General features: G+C 62.0%; 17 protein-coding genes. 5 read left to right on the plus strand and 12 right to left on the minus strand.

Annotation, left to right across the window (positions count from 1 at the left end; genetic code table 11):
* Position 1: 1 nt before the first annotated feature.
* From AAFP29_RS18960 to AAFP29_RS18980, 5 genes are all read right to left on the minus strand, one after another.
* The gene (locus AAFP29_RS18960; RefSeq protein ID WP_419218966.1) at positions 2–682 is read right to left on the minus strand and encodes a DNA alkylation repair protein; all 681 of its coding nucleotides are present in this window, start codon (positions 680–682) and stop codon (positions 2–4) included.
* Positions 683–754: 72 nt separating this feature from the next.
* Positions 755–1,105 (minus strand): hypothetical protein, encoded by a 351-nt coding sequence (locus AAFP29_RS18965; protein ID WP_419218967.1) that lies wholly within the window; start codon positions 1,103–1,105, stop codon positions 755–757.
* Positions 1,106–1,139: 34 nt separating this feature from the next.
* A complete protein-coding gene (locus AAFP29_RS18970; RefSeq protein WP_419218968.1) occupies positions 1,140–2,684 on the minus strand; it encodes a flavin-containing monooxygenase in 1,545 nt (514 codons plus the stop codon).
* Positions 2,681–3,619 (minus strand): patatin-like phospholipase family protein, encoded by a 939-nt coding sequence (locus AAFP29_RS18975; protein WP_419218969.1) that lies wholly within the window; start codon positions 3,617–3,619, stop codon positions 2,681–2,683. The genes AAFP29_RS18970 and AAFP29_RS18975 overlap by 4 nt, the downstream gene beginning before the upstream one ends.
* A complete protein-coding gene (locus AAFP29_RS18980; RefSeq protein ID WP_419218970.1) occupies positions 3,616–4,536 on the minus strand; it encodes an SDR family oxidoreductase in 921 nt (306 codons plus the stop codon). The genes AAFP29_RS18975 and AAFP29_RS18980 overlap by 4 nt, the downstream gene beginning before the upstream one ends.
* Positions 4,537–4,657: 121 nt before the next feature.
* On the opposite strand from AAFP29_RS18980, the gene AAFP29_RS18985 reads away from it, so the two are divergent.
* On the plus strand, positions 4,658–5,326 hold the full coding sequence (locus AAFP29_RS18985) for a TetR/AcrR family transcriptional regulator (protein WP_419218971.1): 669 nt from the start codon (positions 4,658–4,660) through the stop codon (positions 5,324–5,326).
* Positions 5,327–5,336: 10 nt separating this feature from the next.
* Here AAFP29_RS18985 and AAFP29_RS18990 read toward each other — a convergent pair whose 3' ends face one another.
* Positions 5,337–5,846, minus strand: a complete 510-nt coding sequence (locus tag AAFP29_RS18990; protein ID WP_419219405.1) for an RDD family protein — start codon at positions 5,844–5,846, stop codon at positions 5,337–5,339.
* A gap of 317 nt (positions 5,847–6,163) precedes the next feature.
* On the opposite strand from AAFP29_RS18990, the gene glnA reads away from it, so the two are divergent.
* Entirely contained in the window at positions 6,164–7,597 is a 1,434-nt protein-coding gene (gene glnA, locus AAFP29_RS18995) for a type I glutamate--ammonia ligase (RefSeq protein WP_419218972.1), read from the plus strand.
* A 155-nt stretch (positions 7,598–7,752) separates the two neighbouring features.
* On the plus strand, positions 7,753–8,367 hold the full coding sequence (locus tag AAFP29_RS19000) for an FKBP-type peptidyl-prolyl cis-trans isomerase (protein ID WP_419218973.1): 615 nt from the start codon (positions 7,753–7,755) through the stop codon (positions 8,365–8,367).
* 120 nt (positions 8,368–8,487) lie between these two features.
* On the opposite strand, the gene AAFP29_RS19005 is transcribed toward AAFP29_RS19000, so the two are convergent.
* Positions 8,488–10,086 (minus strand): AMP-binding protein, encoded by a 1,599-nt coding sequence (locus AAFP29_RS19005; RefSeq protein WP_419218974.1) that lies wholly within the window; start codon positions 10,084–10,086, stop codon positions 8,488–8,490.
* Between the two features lie 126 nt (positions 10,087–10,212).
* On the opposite strand from AAFP29_RS19005, the gene AAFP29_RS19010 reads away from it, so the two are divergent.
* Complete coding sequence (locus AAFP29_RS19010; protein ID WP_419218975.1) at positions 10,213–11,094, plus strand: TetR family transcriptional regulator; 882 nt, start codon at positions 10,213–10,215, stop codon at positions 11,092–11,094.
* 186 nt (positions 11,095–11,280) lie between these two features.
* Here the strand turns inward: AAFP29_RS19010 and AAFP29_RS19015 are convergent, their stop codons facing one another.
* The 3 genes from AAFP29_RS19015 to AAFP29_RS19025 form a co-directional block, all read right to left on the minus strand.
* Positions 11,281–12,951, minus strand: a complete 1,671-nt coding sequence (locus AAFP29_RS19015; RefSeq protein ID WP_419218976.1) for a class I adenylate-forming enzyme family protein — start codon at positions 12,949–12,951, stop codon at positions 11,281–11,283.
* A complete protein-coding gene (locus tag AAFP29_RS19020) occupies positions 12,948–13,904 on the minus strand; it encodes a cyclase family protein (RefSeq protein WP_419218977.1) in 957 nt (318 codons plus the stop codon). Before AAFP29_RS19020 ends, AAFP29_RS19015 begins: the two co-directional genes overlap by 4 nt.
* Positions 13,905–14,080: 176 nt before the next feature.
* Positions 14,081–15,589: an MFS transporter gene (locus AAFP29_RS19025; protein ID WP_419218978.1), complete on the minus strand. Its 1,509-nt coding sequence runs from the start codon at positions 15,587–15,589 to the stop codon at positions 14,081–14,083.
* A 101-nt stretch (positions 15,590–15,690) separates the two neighbouring features.
* Here AAFP29_RS19025 and AAFP29_RS19030 point away from each other — a divergent pair, with 101 nt between their 5' ends.
* Positions 15,691–16,431, plus strand: coding sequence for a TetR/AcrR family transcriptional regulator (locus tag AAFP29_RS19030; RefSeq protein ID WP_419218979.1), 741 nt, complete (start codon positions 15,691–15,693; stop codon positions 16,429–16,431).
* A 233-nt stretch (positions 16,432–16,664) separates the two neighbouring features.
* Here the strand turns inward: AAFP29_RS19030 and AAFP29_RS19035 are convergent, their stop codons facing one another.
* Together AAFP29_RS19035 and AAFP29_RS19040 are read right to left on the minus strand one after the other, a co-directional pair.
* Positions 16,665–17,285 (minus strand): heme oxygenase (biliverdin-producing), encoded by a 621-nt coding sequence (locus AAFP29_RS19035; protein ID WP_419218980.1) that lies wholly within the window; start codon positions 17,283–17,285, stop codon positions 16,665–16,667.
* Positions 17,282–18,229 carry an endonuclease/exonuclease/phosphatase family protein gene (locus tag AAFP29_RS19040; RefSeq protein WP_419218981.1) on the minus strand — a complete coding sequence of 316 codons (948 nt, stop codon included), beginning with the start codon at positions 18,227–18,229 and terminating at the stop codon, positions 17,282–17,284. Before AAFP29_RS19040 ends, AAFP29_RS19035 begins: the two co-directional genes overlap by 4 nt.
* Positions 18,230–18,242: the final 13 nt, after the last annotated feature.

Genomic DNA, 18,242 nt, shown 5'->3' on the forward strand with positions numbered 1-18,242 from the left:
GCTAGGCGTTATTCCGTCGGACCATCTCGGCGATCCAGGTCGGCGCATACGGCGATGTACAGTCTCGTGGCGTCGGATAGTCCTTGAGCACTTCCAGCCGCTCGCCGATCTCGACGGCGCGCGTGCGGTACTTCGGGTGGCTAATGCCGATCTGCGCCAGGCAGTGATTCATCGCCCACTGCGAGCGATCCGGCGCATCCTTCATCTGTGCCGCTATGACGTCGAGGAGGACGGCAAGGTCTAGTCCCTCGGGCCTTTTCGCCACCCTCTCGATCGTCAGTGCCCAGCCGGCACTTGCCACCACAGGATCGGCGTCGGCGAACCAGAGTTCCCGCAACTCGTCGGCGTGCGGGTTCTTCTTCACTACATAGTTGACCAGCCAGTCATGCACCTTCGGTACGCGCGCATCACGCAACATCGCGTCGAGGTCCCCCCGAGTGAAAGCCTTTGGGCGACAGATCAACAACGCCAGCAATCGTGCGGCGCTGTCGCCGGTTGCCCACAGGCTGACGGCAAGATCCTGCTGCGTCTTGAGACGTTTAGCGACAGCCCGCAGTTGGGTGAGATTGACGCCGTGATCGTCTCCGTGACGCTCGTTGATCGCACGCACCTTGGGATCGTGCAGGCTCGCGAGCTCGGTCAGCAATTCGCCCACTTCGCTATCGATTGTCTCGGTCGCCACGACCACCTCCCGTCACTTTTCTGATCGCATCACCATACGGCTATGCCCCGCCGATGAGAACGCCACAGTGACTCAGCCGACCGGCAGGAAACTCGACGTCGCCACCGGAACGCCCAGCACCGAGTTGATCGCCTTATAGCCGCTACCGGTCTTAAGCAGGGTGAGTCGGCTGACCGGCGGTATGTCGGCGTATCCACCGGTCGGAGTGTGAACGAGTTTCAGCGGAGTGCCGTTAGGGCCGATCAGATCAGTGCCGGCGACGCGGTACTCGGCACATTTCTGCTCAACCGAACTCCCATAGCGCGTCTCGATACAGAGGTTGTACTTGCCGTCCGCCACCTTTGCGGACGCGATTCCCGGCGCCGCCGCCATCGCCACTACCGCGACGCCACCGATGATCAGACTCGCACATATTTTCTTCACGGAAACCGATCGTTCCTTAGGGTCGCCTAATTCGTCAAGACGGTATGCGGTCTTTGTCGGATTCATCACGTCCGGTCTCCGCACGTTCCCGAGGTCGGGTAACCACGAAATGCTCGTCGTGCGGCGTACCCAACATGCGACTCATCGTCGTCCGATCGAACGGCCACAGGTCGACAGATCCAGACTCGGTCAGGTACCACGAGTTGCATCCGGTATTCCAGACTGTCGGACCCATCGCTTGTGCCACTTGGGAATTGAACTCAGCGGTCGCCTCTTCGGTCACCTCGACCGTGTCGAGGTCGCCCGAGGAGAATCGCTCCAACCAGGACACGATGTACTTGGCCGTCAACTCCGCGGAGAACTGCAATGAGATAGATCCGGTCGGCGAATTCGGTCCGAGCACTGTGAACAAGTTGGGAAACCCGGGTATCGCGGTCATCCGGTACGCCCTCGGCCCCGCAGCCCACGCCTCGTCCAACGTCTGGTCGCCGCGACCAACGACTCGCATCGGCCGCATATAGTCGTGCGCGCGGAAACCAGTGGCCAGCACAATTATGTCGACATCGTGCTGGCGACCGTCGGCGGTCACGATCCCGGTCTCGTTGACCTTCTCGATCCCAGTTGTCACCAATTCCGCATTCGACGCATGCAGCGCGCGGTAGTAGGTCCCTGAAATCACCTGCCGTTTACACAACGGCTCGTAGTCCGGCGTCAGTTCGCTACGCAGATCCTCGTCGAATACCTGTCCCCGCAACGAGATTCGCGCATATGCCTGCACCGCACGCCGACGCCACGACGGCCTGAGTACAACATCGGCGAGAATACCCGAACCCAGCAATAGCAGCTGGTAAAGACGATCCTGCGCATTGCGGCTCGCGCCCAACAACTTGGAGACCACCGAGAGTTGCGGCAACCACATAGGTGCCCATAACACCCACTGCGGCGAGCGCACGAAATGTGTCACCGCCGAGGCATGTTTCTGCAATGCCGAAACCACCTGCACGCCAGTCGAACCGGTGCCCAATACGGCGATCCGCCGGCCGTCGGTGACAAGATCGTCATCCCATCTCGCGGTATGTACCACCGGTCCCGCGAAATCGTCGAGCCCGGGAATATCGGGGATAGCCGGATTGTGCAGAACTCCAGTGGCACAGATGACGAAATCGACGGTCAGTTCTTCTGTCGGCTCGGCGTCCGACGCTCCGGTCGGTCGAGTCGTCACCGTCCACTCGCCGGTCCCGTCATTGAATACCGACGCGACTACCTCGGTGTCGAATCGAATTCGATCGACGATGCCGAGTTCTTCGACGACGTCGCGGTGGTACCGCTGGATCTCCGGTCCGGTCGCCCAGATCCGCTTCCAATCCGCCTTGGGCGCAAAGGAAAACTGGTAGATCTGCGACGGCACATCACAGGTCAGACCCGGATAGTGATTCCAGTACCAGACACCGCCGACGTCGCCGCCCTTCTCTAGAACCACGTAGTCGGTGAATCCAGCCTGCTCCAACGCATGCGCCGTTGCGATACCCGCTACTCCGGCTCCGATGACAACAATCCGCGGCTCACGACGTCGACTCACTGGGAAACCTCCTGTGCGGCAATGGCTCTGGCGACTGTGTCCCCAACACTCATGAGTACCGCATCGAATGCGCGTTGGCGGTGTTCGCGTCTCATGAAATTCGCGCCGAGGCCGGCCATGTCCTGTGCCGACGGAGTGATGACCACGACACGCGTTCCACGTGCCCGCACCTGTTCGACTTCGCGTCGCAGCACTTTTGACATCGGATTGCGTAGTGCCGCTTGCTCCAGCAGCCCACCGATGCCTGGCGCCCGCTCCCCCGCCTCCGAGGCCATCGGTGCGACGACGTAAATCAGATCCGCCTCATCGGGACCGATCAGATCGACCGACGCCGTCGACGCCGCACCGCCGTCAACATAATCATGCCCGCCGATATTCACCGGCGGCATCCAGGCGGGAATTCCCCACGAGGCCCGCAGCCCCTGAGATGGCGATGCCAGAGGCGCGCCCGGAGCGCCGAAGGCTACGCGCGCTCCGTCGTCTACGCGGTATGCGACCAATCGCGCACCGGAGTGCGGCAGCCACGAATCCCCTTCGGGGACAACAGCTTGTGCGAGGCGATCGAGCCATGACGCATCGCCTCGCCCGCGCGGCGCGATTCCAACCAGCGATTCGTGGCCGCTGCGGCGCGTCCACAGCGTCGACGGCTTCAATCGACTCGGCCGCGGAACTGGCGGCACACCCGAGGGTGTCGCGGCCAGGTGCGCGGTGAGTACCGGATCGGTCGACCGCCCGGCTTGCATCTCGACCAGATCGTCAACGCTGTAGCCGCCGGCCAGCATGGTGACGATCTCGGCTCCGGCCGACGTCCCCTGCAGGATGTCGGCTTGGGCTGGGTCCCAATCGGTGTGCTCGGCCAGGGCATGCAGAGCGGCAATGATCCAGGCACCGCCGATGGTGCCACCACAGCCGATTGCCAGGGCGGTTCTACTCACTTCGCTGCTACCTTTCGTCGAGACCCCTTCGCCCCCACCGACTTCGGGGGTTCCACTTTATGCTCGGCCGCATGTCGATCAACGCGGGCCAGATAATCGCGCCGTTCCACCGGGTCAAGAGCGAGCGCCTGTCGATCGCCGGCGAACCGGCGGCCGATCCGCTCGATGAACTCGGGTACGAACAAATCTGTGAGAGCCCACAGCGGCGCGACCCAGCCCGGCACCGAGGTCCGGGCCGCTTGTGTCCGTAGGGTTTTCACCACCGCGCGAGCCACGTCCTCCGGATCGACGGTTGGCAGCGTGCCACCAAGATCCGCGCCCGAGGACAGTTCGGTTCGCACCGCTGCGGGCAGAATCGCGCATACCGCCACCCCAGCGTCGGCGTACTCATGGCGCGCGGCGAGCGAAGCCCCAAGTGCCGCATACTTGCTCGCGTTGTAGCTGACCATGCCGGGCAACGGCAGCATGCCCGCCATCGATGCGACATTGACGATATGCCCGCGTCCCTCGGCAAGCATCACGGGCAGTACGGCCCGCATACCATTGAGAACGCCCGCGACGTTGACATCGAGGATGAGCTTGGTGATCGAATCGGCCTCGGCTTCAAAGGGCCCAACCGGCATCACACCCGCATTGTTGATCAGGACATCGATACGCCCACTTTCCGCGATGACTTTGTCGACGAAGGTTGCCCACGACGCCGGGTCGGTCACATCGAGCGTTGCCGCCGAAGCGCCGGTCAACGTGGCGGCCGTCGCCGAAGCCACATCGGTGTCGACATCGCCGATCCAGACGGTCGCCCCCTGCCGAGCGAACTCTGCCGCCGTCGCCGCACCGATGCCGCGCGCACCTCCCGTAATCACTACGACCGCATTCGCCACGTCGATCCGCGGCACTCGCCGACTGAATAGCCCCATTGCTCTTCCTCCCGATACCACGGTCATTTACCGCTACTTTGAGTGACAGTTACCCGCACAGCATTGTTCAAATACCGCCGGTATGTCAATACCCACGGTATTTCGTCGTACACTATGGGCCATGGTTCGCCTCACCCGCGCCGAGCAGCAGGCCCGCACCCGCACCGAATTGCTGAGTGTCGCACGAGAGCAGTTCTTGACCGCCGGATACGCCGCGACCAGCCTCGATGCCATCGCCGCCATCGCCGGCTACTCAAAGGGCGCGGTGTACTCCAACTTCAAGGACAAGCCAACCCTGTGCGGCGTGGTCCTGGAGGAGATTCACCGCGACAAGATCGGTGAACTCGCGGTTTTGGCCGCCGACGCCATGACCTTCGATGATGTCGACAAGCGCGTCGACGCGATCGGCGCGTGGATCGAGAACACCGCTGGCGATATCGGCTGGACCATGCTGGAACTGGAGTTCGTGGTGCTCTCCCGGCACGATCTGAATCTCAGTTCGATGATCGTCGGGCTCAGAGAAAGGGCCAACGCGATGGTCGTTGAGATGCTTGAGCCACTATTTGACGAACTCCTCAGCCCATTGGGCGACGCTGATACTCAGGTCACCGACGACGAAACCGCAGCCCTGCCAACACTCCCAGAGTTGGCCGACTTGCTGCTCAGCACCGGCATCGGCCTCGGTATACAACGTGCCGTAGACCCGCGGGTATCCGTTCAGCCTGCCGTCGACGCTTTACGTGCCGCGATGCAGTTGATCCACGCGCTGAACACCGCTCCGGCGGAGTAGCGACGAGTCCCTACCGAGTCTTGATTACCGCGGTTCCCGTCGCACGGTCATGGAGGGCACGACCGTTGTAGTCGTTGAGAAGTGCCGGCACGATCACGACGATCAACAATTGACGCATCAGGGCCCGGATAAATCCCACGGCGACCGACTTCTCGCCTGACGCGATCGACTTGGTGAGATCCGGACCATGATCCACCCGAATTACTCGCAGACCCGCCACGAACTGCCCCGGAGTGAATCCAAACAGTGTGATGGTGAACACACCTACGACGAACCATACTGCCAATTGCGGCGTGCCCACGTGCCGAATCGTCTCGGCGAAAGTGTCTTCGCGGACGAAGATCAGCGCGATGCCGTAGGCCATCAACCAGTCGACCAACAGGCCCCAGCAGCGGGCCCACCCGGTGGCGAGCGCACCTGGCCCGCGGCGCGGTAAGCCCAGGTCCTGGCCCTGATACTCATTGTCGGGGTTGCCGCCGATCTGCGTTCCCGATAACCACGAACCGATCTCGCGCGCCATCACCTCACCCCCGACGTTGGCACCACGACGGCGCTGCTGAATCTCGGCTGGAAACATGCGGTCATGACATCCATGTTAGGCACCGCTCAAAATCGGACATATTCCGACTCAAGGTGACGGTAATCGTCGGATCGGGAATAGTGAAGGTGCACGAGACCGATTTCTCGAGGATCGCGTAACACAGGGGAAACATAGGCTTAGCGCCTGGGCAACCTCACCTCCATACGGTTTTCGCTGTGATCCGCTGCACGACGATCCGTAGCGGGTGTGCGCGCCAGGATCACCTGGCGACCCGATAGTTAAGGAGTCACCGAACGGTGTACAGCAGCAAGGAAGAACTACTCGAGGGCATCAAGAAGGAAGGTGTCGAGTACGTCGACATCCGATTCTGCGACCTGCCCGGTGTAATGCAGCACTTCTCCATCCCGGCCGAGGCGTTCGACGAGAGCGTCTTCGAGGATGGTCTGGCCTTCGATGGTTCGTCCGTCCGCGGCTTCCAGTCGATCGACGAGTCGGACATGATGCTCCTGCCCGATCCGGCGACCGCACGCATCGACCCGTTCCGCAAGGCGAAGACGATGAACGTCAGCTTCTTCGTCCACGATCCGTTCACGCGCGAGGCATACAGCCGCGACCCGCGTAACGTCGCGCGCAAGGCCGAGGATTACCTGGCCTCCACCGGCATCGCCGACACCTGCTTCTTCGGTGCCGAGGCCGAGTTCTACATCTTCGACTCGGTGTCGTTCAGCTCCGAGATGAACGGCACGCACTACGAGGTTGAGTCCGAGTCGGGCTGGTGGAACACTGGCGCGCCGACCGACCCCAACGGCAGCCCCAACCTGGGCTACAAGGTCCGCCCCAAGGGTGGCTACTTTCCGGTCGCTCCGTATGACCACTACGTCGATCTCCGCGACGAGATGTCGACCAACCTCAGCCAGGCTGGCTTCACCCTCGAACGCGGTCACCACGAGGTTGGTACCGCCGGTCAGGCCGAGATTAACTACAAGTTCAACACGCTGCTGCACGCGGCCGATGATGTGATGCTGTTCAAGTACATCATCAAGAACACCGCATGGCAGAACAACAAGTCGGTCACCTTCATGCCGAAGCCACTGTTCGGTGACAACGGGTCGGGTATGCACGCCCACCAGTCGCTGTGGAAAGACGGCAAGCCGTTGTTCCACGACGAGGCCGGTTACGCGGGTCTGTCGGATCTGGCTCGCTACTACATCGGCGGCATCCTGCACCACGCACCGTCATTGCTGGCGTTCACCAACCCGACCGTCAATTCCTACAAGCGTCTGGTGCCCGGCTACGAGGCTCCGATCAACCTGGTCTACAGCCAGCGCAACCGGTCGGCCTGTGTGCGTATCCCGATCACCGGCAACAACCCGAAGGCCAAGCGCCTCGAGTTCCGTTGCCCGGACAGCTCGGGTAACCCGTACCTGGCATTTGCCGCGATGATGATGGCTGGCCTGGACGGCATCAAGAACAAGATCGAGCCGCATGAGCCCGTCGACAAGGACCTCTACGAGCTTCCGCCCGAGGAGGCCAAGTCGATTCCTCAGGCCCCTACGTCGCTGGCCGCTGTCATCGACCGTCTCGAAGAGGATCACGACTACCTCACCACCGGTGGCGTGTTCACCGAAGATCTCATCGAGACCTGGATCGCACATAAGCGCGAGAATGAGATCGAGCCGGTGCAGATTCGTCCGCACCCGTACGAGTTCTCGCTGTACTACGACTGCTGACATCTGAGCAGTTCTCAACCGCCCGTTCACAATTCGTGAACGGGCGGTTGTATTTTCTTCTCTCTACCGAATCGCTATATGCCGCGGGAGCGAACCATGATTCTAAGGGTCGATCGCCTTGCGATCGGCCAATGAGCACCCTGTAAGTTTGCTTCATGACCTTCTCCCGCCGGTTCCCAATTCTGCTCGCTGCTCCCCTAGCCGTTTGCGCTCTGTTGCTGTCGGCGTGTGGCTCCGACGACTCGACCGCGGTCTCGACCACCGACAGCGCGCCGACCGAGCCCGGCACCGACGCAAGCGACACCGCACTGGCTAGCTGCCCGACCGCTGCGCCCGCCGACGACGTCGCACCGCAGTGGACCTTCGACGGCACCAGCGGCAAGATCGCGGTCACCGGTTCGACTGATACCGCCGCTCCTAAGGTCACCGTCACCTCGCCGTTCTCGGTTGCCAGCACCCAGGTTCAGACCCTGACCGCCGGTAGTGGCGCCGTCGTCCCGACGACCGCGTCGGTGAAGGTCTGCTATGAAGGCGTGAACGGGCGCGACGGTAGCGTCTTTGACAGCGCGTACAAGAATGGGTCCCCAGTTGACTTCTCACTCAACGAGGTCATCCCCGGATTCACGAAAGCCATTGCGGGACAGAAGGTCGGCTCGACCGTCGCCGTCGCGGTAGCACCGGCCGACGGCTACACCTCGGGGATGCCCGACGCCGGAATTGAGGCGGGCGACACCCTGATCTTCGCGATCAAGATCCTGTCCGCTTCCTAGTCGCGGCGACGACGACTCCCCTTTCGGCATACCCGACTTGCGGCGACAGACCCGACCCAGATTCTGGGTCGGGTCTGTCCGCTTAGGTCGGGTATGCGGACGCGGCGGGTTGCAGCTGCGTTAGTCGCTGATCCCGTTGTCGCGCAACACTCTTCGCAAGATCTTGCCCGACGTTGTCTTGGGCAACGCATCGGTGAACACGATCCGACGCGGGCGCTTGTAGGCAGCCAGCTGCTCGCGCGCATAGGCCATCAACGCGTCGACGTCGGCCTTCCGACCGCGCTCCAAGGCCACGAACGCGGTTACCGATTCACCCCGAACCTCATCGGGCACACCGACAACGGCGGCTTCGGCGACATCGGGATGCCGGTAAAGCACTTCCTCGACTTCGCGGGGCCACACCTTGTAGCCGGCCGAGGTGATCATGTCCTTCTTCCGGTCGATCAAGAACGTCCAGCCGTCCGCATCGACGAATCCGATGTCACCGGTGCGCAATTCACCCCCGGGAAAGAACTGGTCGGTGGCCTCCTGTTGACCCCAGTAACCCGCGGCCACCTGCGGACCCGCGATGGCGAGCTCGCCGACCTCACCGACGGCGACCTCATCGCCCGTATCGTCGACTACTCGAACCACGGTGTCGTACAACGGGATTCCGACTGAGAGTGCACCCGATTCGAAATCGACCGGCGTCGGTTGATCTCGCGGTGTCGCCAGCGCCGGCGACGTCGTTTCGGTCAGCCCGTAGACAACAGTGAGCGGCAGCCCCATCGCACCTTCGATCTTGCCCGCGAGTGTCGGCGAGATTGCGGCACCACCGGAGCCCAGGCGCCGGATGGAAGAGAAGTCCGCTGCCGACGCCGACGCGTCAACCAGCGATACCAACGCGCTGATCGTGCCAATGACGAATGTCGGGCGGTGCGCGCGAATCGCGTCGAGTATCCCGTTCGCGGTGAACCGGTGTGCCAATACGAGTGGCGCACCCAATCGCAGAGCGACCGCCACATGCGCGATGAGGCCGGTGATGTGAAATACGGGCGTGAGCCCAAGCACGACGTCGTCGGCGTCCAGGCCCATCCATCGACGGTAGATCTCCGCACCGGCGGTCACATTCGCGTGAGTGTTGATCGTCGCCTTCGGCACACCGGTCGTACCCGAGGTGTACATCAACAACGCGGAATCGTTCTGCGTCAGCCTGCCGGTACCCACTCGCGGCGCGGCGGGAAGTTCGGTGATCCGATAATCGTCCCGGCCGCCGGCCAGTCGATTCTGACCGGTACGCCAGTCATCGACCGACGTCGTCACGACCACCTCGACCTCGCTCTCCCCTGATTCGACGACGTCACGCGCCACGTCCTCATACAGCGTGTCCAGCGATAGGAGCGCTCGGGCTCCGGTGTCAATCAGGGCGTAGGTCAACTCTCGTGGCGTGTACATCGGATTAATCGGCACCGCGACGCCGCCGACCTTCCACGCCGCGACGAGCCCGATCACAAAGGCCGGGTTGTTCTGGGTGAACAATGCCAGGCGATCGCCGAAGCCAAACCCGTTGTCCATCAAGAGGTTAGCCAGCGCGTTGGCCCGTTCGTCTACGTCGCGCATCGTCAGGGTGCCGTCGAAGTATTTGATGAGGGGCCGGTCGGCGCCGCCGGCCAGGGCTGCCTCGAACATCGCCAGCGCGGTCGGAGGTCGAGAGTCCACGTCGGGCGATACACCAGCCATGGCCGCGATTGTAGTCTGCGTCACTCGCCCCTCCGTACGCCAGGTGAGTGCGCGTTGACCGCCCGAATCATAAGCCGCCGCGGTGTCGGGGAAGGATTCGCGAGCCGATGCCCTAGCGTGGAGTGCATGTCGGATCAGCCAACCGCACGCCGCACCCGTCCGGGTTCCGGTGTAGCGCAGTCGGCGGGTGATTCCCCGGTCGGGCCGCAGAATATGATCCGCCCCGCTCGCGAACTGGCGGGTATCTCCTTGCGTGAGTTGGCGCGGCGCATCGGTGTGAGTGTCGGAACGATGAGTGCCATCGAGACCGGCAAGACCTCGGCGACGGCGGCCCGGCTGGAACTCATCGTCGCGGAGCTGGGCACCACCGTGGAGCTGCTGTCGAGCGCACGCCCAACAACCGAAGTCGCCGAGCGCGGCGATTTCGATTGGCGCGTCTATCCGGACAACCACCTCGACCCGGTACTCGCCGCAGCCATCGCCTGTTTCGTCCGCACCGGCTATCACGGTGCGACGATGCGGACCATCGCCGCCGAAGCCGGGATCAGTGTCCCCGGCGTCTACCACCACTACGCGAGCAAGCAGCGTTTGCTCGTCGCTGGATTCGACCTGGCCATCGCCGAACTCGGCGCGCATCTGGCCCCCGCTAGGAACGACGGCGTCAATCCTGTTGCACGACTGCGTAATCTGTGTGCCGCTGTCGTTTTGTTCGCAACTCTGCGACGCGACCTCGCCCGTATCGTCGTCAACGAGGCTCGCAATGTCGAATCGCCCGACGCAGCCCGCGTTCAGATGTTCAACGACGAGCTGATCACACTGCTGCGCAACGAGATCGAAGCTGGAGGAGCCGACGGATCACTGGCCGCGGACGACCCCGGGGCGGCGGCTCAGGCAATCCTGTCGCTGTGTTTCAGTGTGTGCCAATGGGATTCGCTCGGATCAGACCCCGAACGCGTGGCAGCCCAGTACTCGCGATTCGCCATCAATCTGGCACGTGAAGAGGGCTAGGGTCTTCGACTCGTCCACACCGCCCGCGCCCTGGAATTTCGTCCGAATACCTTTGTGGCGAGGGCATATTGCCCTCGGCACCAGGATATTCGGACGAATTTCCCGGCAGCGGCCCGGCAGTGGTCCGGTGGCGGCCCGGCGATGTGCCCGGCGACGTGCCCGGCATCCGACGGGACGGGCCTGGGCTTACTTCGAGGCCGCCTCCTGATCGCGCAAAGTACGGCGCAGAATCTTGCCGGTCGCCGTCTTCGGTAGGTCGTCGATGATCTCGATCGTGCGGGGATATTTGTACGCGGCCATCCGCTCTTTGCAGAACTCCACTAGCTCGTCGGAAGTCGCCGACTTCCCTGGCTGGAGCGACACGAATGCCTTCACCGTTTCGCCGCGATATTCGTCAGCCACGCCGATCACCGCCGCTTCGGCAATCGCCGGATGGCCGTAGAGCACATCCTCGACCTCGCGCGGCCACACTTTGTAACCCGAAGCGTTGATCATGTCCTTCTTGCGGTCAACCAAGTAAAACCAGCCGTCGGCATCCATGAATCCCACGTCGCCCGTGCGCAATTCGCCGCCGGGAATCGACTCCGCAGTAGCTTCTGGCCTATTCCAGTACCCCGGCACCACTTGCGGACCCGACGTCGCGAATTCGCCGACCTCACCGACCGGCACGTCGTCGCCGTTGTCGTCGATGACTCGCACAACGGTGTTGAATACCGGCACGCCGACCGACAACGCCCCGGATTCGGCATCAACCGGGGCTTTGACACCGAACGGCACCCCATGTGACGGGGAATTGGTCTCAGTCAGTCCGTAGATGTTGTGAATGTAGGCTCCGAAGATTCCTTCGAGCCGATCAGCAACGGCTGGCGCGATCGGCGCGCCGCCCGAATACAGCGCGCGGAGTGAAGCGAAGTCACCCTCGTCAGCGCCACCGGCATCGGCCAGCGCGATATACGCGGTGATCGCCCCGACAGTGAACGTCGGGCGGTGTTCCCGGATCGCCGCCACTACAACCTCGGGATGGAATCGGTGCGCCAGAACCAGGGGTGCGTGCAATAGCAAGGCGATCATCACATGACCGACGAGCCCGGTGATGTGAAACAGTGGGGCGATGCCGAGGACCACATCGCCGGAGTTCAACCCGATCCAGTCCCGATAGGTCTGCGCATTGAATGTCAGGTTGCGATGGGTGTTCATCGCACCCTTAGGTTGACCCGTCGTGCCGGAAGTATAGGTCAGCACCGCGATGTCATCGGGTGAAAGCGTTACAGCGGAAGGTTTTGTGCCATCGTGGTTTTCGATGATCTGTGCCAATGAGACGGTACCCGCGGGTGTGGGTCGACGCACACCGTCGAACAGCCGCGGATCGTCGCGTGTCTGACCGTCAAGTTCCGAGACGGTGATCGTGCTCCGCACCTGCGAGCCACCGGCCAACACCCCTCGCGCGACCTCGTCGTATAGCGAATCCAAGGTCAGCAGTGCCACTGCTCCAGAGTCGTTGAGGAGGTAAGTCAACTCTCGCGCCTTGTTCATCGGGTTGACGAGAACCGCGGCGCCGCCCGCTTTCCATGCGGCGATCAATCCGATCACGAATGCTGGGTTGTTCTGGACATAGATCGCGAGACGATCGCCAGGCGAGAAACCTTCGGCCACAAGATGTTTCGCCAATGCATCGGAGGCTGCGTCGACAGCGGCGAAGGTGAGGGCACCGTCGAAGTACTTGATCGCCGGCCTGCTCGGATCGGCCGTGACCGCTCCTCGGAACAGCTGAAGAGCGTTGTCGAATTCAAAACCAAGCTCGGCCGGCCGGCCGTGTGTATATCGCGCTAGCCAGGGCCGATCAGCGTATCCGGTCACTTGATCGCCACCGGATTGACAGGTGAACCAGTTGCTTCGTTGATCTTCAACGGCGCGGCGACGTAAAAGAAGTTATACGTGCCATCGGCGGCGCAGTCGGTTGCCAACTTCTCCAGGTCGCAAATCTCGGTGAATGCGATACCGAGATTGCGCATAAGCGCGTTATGCAACACCAGCGCCACGCCGTTATGCGGATCGAAAGTGACCTCGTTGGCGATAGTGTCGGTGACCAGGTTGGGAATCTCCATGTCCTGGAACCAGCGCACCAGATCAGGTGAGTAGACCAAACCCGACTCGCAGAAGTCTTCATAGAAGGCGTCACCCTTCTCGAAGAACAGCTGCAGGTGATTGGTGCGGATCAGCAGAATATCCCGCTTCTGAATCGGTGTGCCCTGTTGCTCGGCACAGGCGACCAGGTCTTCATGGGTGTACGTCTCATAGGGATCGAGGTAGTCCTTGCCGCGGTAGCGTGCCATATCCAGCAGAACGGCACGGCCCGCCACACCTCGCTCAGCGATGGGTGCGACACTCGCCTTCGACAGTCCGCCGACTGTGGTGCGGGCATCGAAGCCGTTCCAGATCTTGCCGTCGTACCAGACGTGACCTAGCGCGTCATACTGCGTCGAGCCCTGTAGGAATGCATAGAGCTTGTCGTCGGCGTAATGCAGGCCGCCGGGGAAGGCCGGGCCGTCTCCGCCTTCGTCCCAATGGGATTCGTCGAGAATCATCTCGCGCGTCGCCGGGCTGCGACCGGGCCAGACTGGGTCGCCGTTGGGATCGCCGATAAGCCGCTGAAGGGTGAACAATTCACCCTTCTTAATTTGCGCGGCCCCCGCCAAAACCTGCTCGGCGGTGAGATAGTTGAGACTGCCAACTTCGTCGTCAGGCCCCCACTTACCCCAGTTGCTCGGGGAATCGGCGAGCAGTTCGGTCAACGCGGGAGCCTCAGTCATCAGGAACCTTTCTCAATATCTGAACACTTCAGAGCGAACGTTCAGTCTGTTCAACGTGACTAGGGTCACTCTTGGGCGCACGTTTGTCAACCCCCCACTCCAATGAGCAAAGAACCAGTCCTGCCGAGGGCACGAGCACTCACGCCGGAGCGGCACCGTTCGGAGTTGGACCGGTTTCAGTTGGCCACTTCGGCCTGGGATTTCACTGATGCCGGATCTTCTCGCAGTGCCCACGCCGCGATCACCGCAGTCATCACGAGCACAGCCGCGCCCACCCAGGCAGCCGCCGACAACCCCGAAACGAACGCCTCACGAGCGGCGTCGATCAACTTTTGCGCTTGGTCGGCGGGAAGCTGGTGCGCGGTCCCCAGCGCACCCGAAAGGCTTTGTCCCGCTTTAGTTCCAGAGTAGGACGGGTCATCGAATGCGAGACGGAACACCACGTTGACTACGCTGCCCAAGATGGCGATACCCAACGCTCCACCGAACTCGCTCGATGTTTCCAGCAGACTCGAAGTCGCTCCCGCCCGGTCGGCCGGCGCAACACCCACCACATAGTCGGCTATCACTGAGGCGAGAGCCACGGTGCCCGACGCCAGCAATGTCGCTCCGACGAGAACCGATAGCAGCGTGTCTGTAGTTGTCAGTGCCGCCAGAACTACGAATCCCGCTGCCGCGCAGAGTAACCCGGCGACTACGACCTTGGGCCGACCGAACCGGACGGCCGCCGATGCCGCAGCTGGAGCCGCGGCCCCGACGAAGATCGAGGGAACCAGGCTCCATAACGCGGCGACCAGTGGCGTATATCCGAGCACCGACTGCAGGTACTGCGTCATGATGATCGCGTTGCCAAGGATCGCGAACATTCCGATCACATTGATCCACATCGATGCCGAGAATCGACGATCTCGAAACAGTGTCAGATCGACCAGCGGCTGTGCCAGATGCCGCTGCCGCCAGACGAAGATCACCCCGACGCCAAGTCCCACAACAACCAAGCCAACCCGGGACATCGACCAGCCGTCGGCCGCGAGTTTCTTGATTCCGTCGATAAGAGGCAGAATCGTCCCGAGTGCGAGCAACGCACTCAGCACGTCGACTCGGCGATCCGAGTCAGAAGTGTTGTTCGGCAACAGCATTGGCGCTGCGAGTAGGAGAGCGAGCATTACCGGGACATTGATCAAGAACACCGACCCCCACCAGAAGTGCTCCAACAGCAAGCCACTGATGATCGGCCCGACAGCAACACCGCCGGTCAGGACCGCGCTCCAGATGGCGACTGCTTTCGCACGGGCGGTCGGATCATCGAAGACGAATCTGATCAGTGCGAGCGTCGACGGCATAAGCGTCGCACCGCCGACCGCGAGTAATGCCCGCGCCCCGATAAGCATCTGTGCGGAGACCGAGTAGGCCGCACACAAGGATGCCGCGCTGAACGCCACCGCCCCAATCATCAGCAGTCGACGATGACCGATGCGATCGGCAAGCGACCCCATCGTCAACAGCAGCCCGGCGAGGACAAAGCCGTAGACGTCGAAGATCCACAGTTGCTGCTCGGCGGTCGCTTGCAGATCGTCGGCGATGAACGGTGCTGCGAAGAACAAGACTGAAACATCCATCGAGACGATCAGCATCGGCAGGCATAACGCCACCATCGCGATCCAGGGAGAACGTAGCTGCGCCATTCGATTTCCATTCTGTTTATATTGAACACTGTTTATGTCAAACGCAGATGCTACGCGGCTACTGTGTACGACACAAGCAGTAATTGCGATAGCATGGCGTCATGTCCGGCGAACCGAATAGCCTGCCCCGCTACCTGCAGTTGATGTGGGGTCTCGATGACGGCGCGCGTCGCGGCCCCAAACCCAAACTCTCGATCGCCGATATCGGGGAGGCCGCGGTCGCCGTAGCCGACAGCGAGGGTTTCGATGCGGTGTCGATGAAGGCAATAGCACAGCGACTGGGACTGACCACGATGTCGCTCTATCGCTACGTCGAGGCCAAGGAGGATATCTATGAGATCATGCTCGACGTGGCGTACGGACGTCCCGCCGACGGTCTCACCGCAGATGGGAGCTGGCGTGAACGACTCAACGCATGGGCGCACGCCATCGCCGCGCAACTCCGAAAACGACCGTGGCTCACCGCGATTCCGATGCGCCGCCCGCCCGCTGGCCCGAATACGCTGTCCTGGACCGAAGCAGGCATCACCTCCTTCGACGACACCGGACTGTCGAATCAAGCAAAACTGTCCTCGCTCCTCCTGGTGGACGGGTTCGTCCGAAACCACGTGCGCATGTCGAGCGAGCTCGGCGCTCTCGACACCGAAACATCTTCCGGCGCAGATCAATACAGCGTGGTGCTCGCGCAGGTCATCGACGACATTCGCTTTCCGCGACTCTGTTCGGCAGTACGGAGTCAAGCACTCGACGACGACACCGATGACTTTTACAGCGAGGAGTTGACCTTCGGGCTTGAGGTGATCTTCGACGGGATCGGCGTCCGGATCGAACGAGACGGCTAGTCCACGTCGGGCTGCGGCCGGTCGAGATATTTCCGGCGAATGCTGTTGTCCGGGTGGATAGTTGATGGAGGTGGTCTCGATACACCCGACTCGGCTAGCGCCTCGCCGGGCACTCGACCAACCGGAAATGCGACTCGGTCAATCTCGCCGGGCACTCGACCAACCGGAAATACAACTCGGTCAGTCTCGCCGGTCACTCGACCAGCGCGGAAAGCACTTCGGCATCGCAGTACTTATCGCAGCTCGGCGAACAGCGCCGAGTTGAACTCGAACGCCCGTACCGCCTCGGCCGTCAGACGGTCAATCTCCCTCTCGTCCAACGTCAATCCGTCGAGCCGATCTCGGTAGGCATCCTTGTATCGTTTGAGCTTGTCGATACCGGCGAACTTAAAGAAAGTTAACGCATCGTCGCCGACGGAATAGTGTTCGCGCAGACGGTGCGCAACGACCTGCCCACCCGACAGATCGCCGAGATAACGCGTGTAGTGATGCGCCACATAGCGAACCGGGTCATCGACACTGGCCGCGATCGCGTCAACGTACGCGGTCGTCGAGGGCAATGGCTCAACGGCCGAGAAGTCGACGCCGAGCGCCGCCAGATCCCCTGTGAGCGAAGGCAATCGACGCAGCTTCTCGTCGTGAAATCCACCGGCCACGGGGTCGTCGCGCAACTCATCGCCAGTCGACTCCAACGCGCGATACACGTAGTAAAGCTGCGCCGCCAGTCGGCCGTAGGCCCGCGCATCAAGTTCGCCGGACATCAGCGACTCGACGAATGCCGACCGCTCGGCGTTCTCATGAGCCGCCGACGTTGCCTGCCTCAGTCGGTCCGAAACCGCAGTTGCTGTAGTCATGATCTTCCCAGCGTAGCGACCACCCCGCGGTGGTCAGATCCCTCAATGTCGAAACTCATGATGTCATCGGCAACGAACCCGCGCGATATGACGTGGTCGATCGCAACCAACGGCCGCCCACCCAATCGGTCAGTCGGATAGGTGAATAGCAAACCTGCACCGGCCTGGTCGGTCGCGTCCGAATACCCCGCCGACACAATGTCACGGAATCCAACGTGATCCCACGTCGAGTTGAAATCTCCCGCCGCGATGGCGCGTGGGCCAGGTAGCGCATGCAGGACATTGGCCAACTCGCCGAGTTCAAAATTCCATGTGGGCGTCACTCCACGCAATGGCGCAACTGGATGCACCGCGGCGAACCAGGTCGAGCCGATTCCGGGAAGTTCCACGCGCGCAATCAAATTCCCCAACACCATGGTGTCGATTTTGCGCATCTCACTGAGCGGGTGGCGGCTGAAGATCCCCGTCCCGGCCGCAACCGGACCGGTGACCACATAGCTGTAGGGCAAGTCCTTCTCGATGCCGCCAGATCGAAGTCTCTGCAATGCGGCGGGCGTCATCTCTTGGACACTCAGCAGGTCGATACGCCGCGAGCGCACCTGTTCCAGGACGTCGCCGACATCGGCCTGGCCAAATAGCAAGTTGGCCGATGCCACCGTGAACTCAGGCCCGTTCGGCGCCGTCTGCGCCCGCCACAGCGGGAGCTGGGTCCAGAGCAGCCCGCCAATCACCGCGACCGTCGGGATCAGCGCCAGCCATACCCGCGTCGAACAGAAGAGCACGATCGCCACAACACCGAACAGGAGCATGAAAGGCACCGCACTGGTCAAGTACAGCGTCAGATCACCGCGCGAGGGATAGTAGTGAAGCCAGATCGCGACGAGCATCGCCACTACCAGCGTCCAGCCGCAGATGATCGCCGCCAAGCGCAGCACTTTACGCATATGTCTTCCCTCG

The sequence above is a fragment of the Gordonia sp. CPCC 205333 genome (assembly GCF_048537885.1).
Lineage (GTDB): Bacteria > Actinomycetota > Actinomycetes > Mycobacteriales > Mycobacteriaceae > Gordonia.